This is a genomic window from Mycobacterium sp. TH-M82, assembly GCF_057473605.1.
This window is the reverse complement of record NZ_JBYCKY010000207.1, coordinates 1-3132: the sequence shown is the minus strand read 5'-3', so window position 1 is coordinate 3132 and position 3132 is coordinate 1. Positions and strand designations below refer to the sequence as shown.

Sequence of the window (3132 nt, the reverse complement as noted above, 5' to 3'; positions counted from 1 at the left end):
CCACTTCGTGTCAGGGCCACATTTCGGAGCGCCAGAATGGATTTGCAAAGTGCTGCATAACCATGCAGAATCGTCGAAATGGCCGACGTGATCAGGGTCGCCGTCGCAGGGGCGACCGGCTACGCGGGCGGAGAGATCCTCAGGCTGCTACTCGGGCACCCGGCCTACGGCGACGGCCGGCTTTCCATCGGCGCTGTGACGGCGGCGGCCAGCGCCGGCAGCACCCTCGGTGAGCACCACCCGCACCTGACGCCCTTGGCCCAGCGCGTGGTCGAGCCCACCGACCTTTCCGTCCTCGCCGGCCACGACGTGGTGTTTTTGGCGCTGCCGCACGGGCATTCGGCGGCGCTGGCCGAAGAGCTGAGCCCCCAAACCCTGATCGTCGACTGCGGCGCGGACTTCCGGCTCACCGACGCCGCCGCCTGGGAGCGCTTCTACGGATCCCCCCACGCCGGCAGCTGGCCATACGGCCTGCCGGAGCTTCCCGGTGGGCGCGAACGGCTGCGCGGCGCGCGCCGCATCGCCGTCCCGGGCTGTTACCCGACCGCGGCGCTGCTGGCGCTGTGGCCGGCGGTCGCCGAGGGCCTGATCGAGCCCGCCGTCACCGTCGTGGCCGTCAGCGGCACGTCGGGCGCCGGTCGTGCCGCCAAGACGGACCTGCTCGGCTCGGAGGTCATCGGGTCGGCGCGGGCCTACAACATCGCCGGAGCCCACCGGCACACCCCCGAGATCGCCCAGGGGTTGGGCGCGGTCGCCGACCGCGACGTCACGGTGTCGTTCACCCCGGTGCTGATCCCCACCTCCCGCGGGATTTTGGCGACCTGCACGGCGCGCACTCGATCCCCGCTGTCCCAGCTGCGGGCCGCCTACGAAAAGGCCTACCAGACGGAGCCTTTCATCTACGTGATGCCCGAGGGGCAGCTGCCGCGCACCGGTGCGGTCATCGGCAGCAACGCGGCCCACGTCGCCGTGGCCGTCGACGAGGCCGCCGAGACCTTCGTGGCGATCGCCGCGATCGACAACCTGGTCAAGGGCACCGGCGGTGCCGCGGTGCAGTCGATGAACCTGGCGCTGGGCTGGCCGGAGACCCAGGGCCTTTCGGTGGTCGGGGTGGCGCCGTGAGGTTGCTGCGCGAGCAGGGCGTGACCGCCCCGGCCGGATTCCGGGCCGCCGGCATCGCCGCCGGTATCAAGGCGTCCGGGGCCCGCGACCTCGCGCTGGTCTTCAACGAGGGGCCCGACTATGCCGCCGCCGGTGTCTTCACCTCCAACAAGGTCAAGGCCGCGCCGGTGCTGTGGAGCCAGCAGGTGCTCACCACCGGCCGGCTGCGTGCGGTCATCCTCAACTCCGGCGGCGCCAACGCCTGCACCGGGCCGGGAGGCTTCCAGGACACCCACGCCACGGCGGAGGCCGTCGCGGCCGCGTTGTCGGAATGGGGGACCGAGACCGGGGCCATCGAGGTCGCGGTCTGCTCCACCGGCCTGATCGGCGACCGGTTGCCGATGGACAGGGTGCTCGCAGGGGCCCGCGACATCGTGCGCGAGATGGCCGGCGGCCTGTCCGGAGGCGACGAGGCCGCCCAGGCCATCATGACCACCGACAAGGTCGCCAAACAGGTTGCGGTGCATCACCCCGACGCCTGGACGGTCGGCGGGATGGCCAAGGGGGCGGGCATGCTCGCCCCGTCGCTGGCCACCATGCTGTGCGTGCTCACCACCGACGCCGCCGTCGAACCGGCTGCCCTGGACACCGCGCTGCGCCGGGCCACCGCGCGCACCTTCGACCGGCTCGACGTCGACGGCAGCTGCTCCACCAACGACACCGTGCTGCTGCTGGCCTCGGGGGCCAGCGGAATCGCCCCGCCTCAGGCCGATCTCGACGAAGCCGTGCTGCGGGCCTGCGACGACCTGTGCGCGCAGCTGCAGGCCGACGCCGAGGGTGTCACCAAACGCGTCGTGGTCACCGTCACCGGGGCCGTCTCCGACGACGACGCGCTGACCGTCGCGCGCCTGGTCGCCCGCGACAGCCTGGTCAAGACCGCGCTGTTCGGGTCCGACCCCAACTGGGGCCGGGTGCTGGCGGCCGTCGGCATGGCGCCGGTCCACCTGGACCCCGACCGGATCGCCGTGTCGTTCAACGGTTCCGCGGTGTGCGTCGACAGCGTCGGGGTGCCCGGCGCGCGCGAGGTGGACCTGTCGGTCACCGACATCGACGTCACCGTCGACCTCGCGGTCGGCGACGGGCGGGCCGCCGTCCGCACCACCGACCTCTCGCACGCCTACGTCGAAGAGAACTCGGCCTACAGCTCGTGAACGTCGACACCCTGCCCACGCAGCTCAAGGCCGAGGTGCTGGCCGAGGCCCTGCCGTGGCTCAAGCAGTTGCACGGCAAGATCGTCGTGGTCAAATACGGCGGCAACGCCATGATCGACGACACGCTCAAACACGCCTTCGCCGCGGACATGGCGTTCCTGCGCAACTGCGGCATCCACCCGGTCGTGGTGCACGGCGGCGGCCCCCAGATCACGGCCATGCTGCGGCGCCTCGGCATCGCCGGCGACTTCAAGGGCGGATTCCGCGTCACCACACCGGAAGTGCTCGACGTGGCGCGCATGGTGTTGTTCGGTCAGGTCGGGCGCGAGCTGGTCAACCTCGTCAACGCGCACGGGCCCTATGCCGTCGGCGTGACCGGTGAGGACGCCCAGCTGTTCACCGCGATCCGGCGCAGCGTCAACGTCGACGGCGTGGCCACCGACATAGGCCTGGTCGGAGACGTCGCCCACGTCAACACAGCCGCATTGCTGGATCTCATTGCAGCGCGCCGCATCCCGGTGGTGTCGACGCTGGCGCCCGACGAGGACGGTGTGGTGCACAACATCAACTCCGACACCGCCGCCGCAGCGCTGGCCGAAGCCCTGGGGGCCGAAAAGCTTTTGGTGCTCACCGATGTCGAGGGCCTGTACACGCGGTGGCCGGACAAAGAGTCGCTGGTCAGCGAAATCGACACCGCTACACTGGCGCAACTGCTACCCACGCTGGAGGAGGGCATGATCCCCAAGGTCGAGGCGTGTCTGCGGGCCGTCACCGGTGGCGTGCCCAGCGCCCACATCATCGACGGCCGGGTCGAACACTG

Annotated in this window: 2 protein-coding genes and 1 pseudogene; all 3 read left to right on the top strand. The window is 71.0% G+C overall.

Annotated features, from left to right (window positions below; genetic code table 11):
- The first annotated feature begins 62 nt into the window (after positions 1-62).
- Positions 63-1122, top strand: a pseudogene (argC, locus tag AC2VON_RS06115) (N-acetyl-gamma-glutamyl-phosphate reductase).
- Positions 1077-2312 carry a bifunctional glutamate N-acetyltransferase/amino-acid acetyltransferase ArgJ gene (gene argJ / locus AC2VON_RS06110; RefSeq protein WP_486952140.1) on the top strand — a complete coding sequence of 412 codons (1236 nt, stop codon included), beginning with the start codon at positions 1077-1079 and terminating at the stop codon, positions 2310-2312. Before argC ends, argJ begins: the two are co-directional and overlap by 46 nt.
- A partial coding sequence (gene argB, locus AC2VON_RS06105; protein WP_486952139.1) for an acetylglutamate kinase occupies positions 2309-3132 on the top strand: 824 nt, incomplete at its 3' end. The genes argJ and argB, both read left to right, overlap by 4 nt.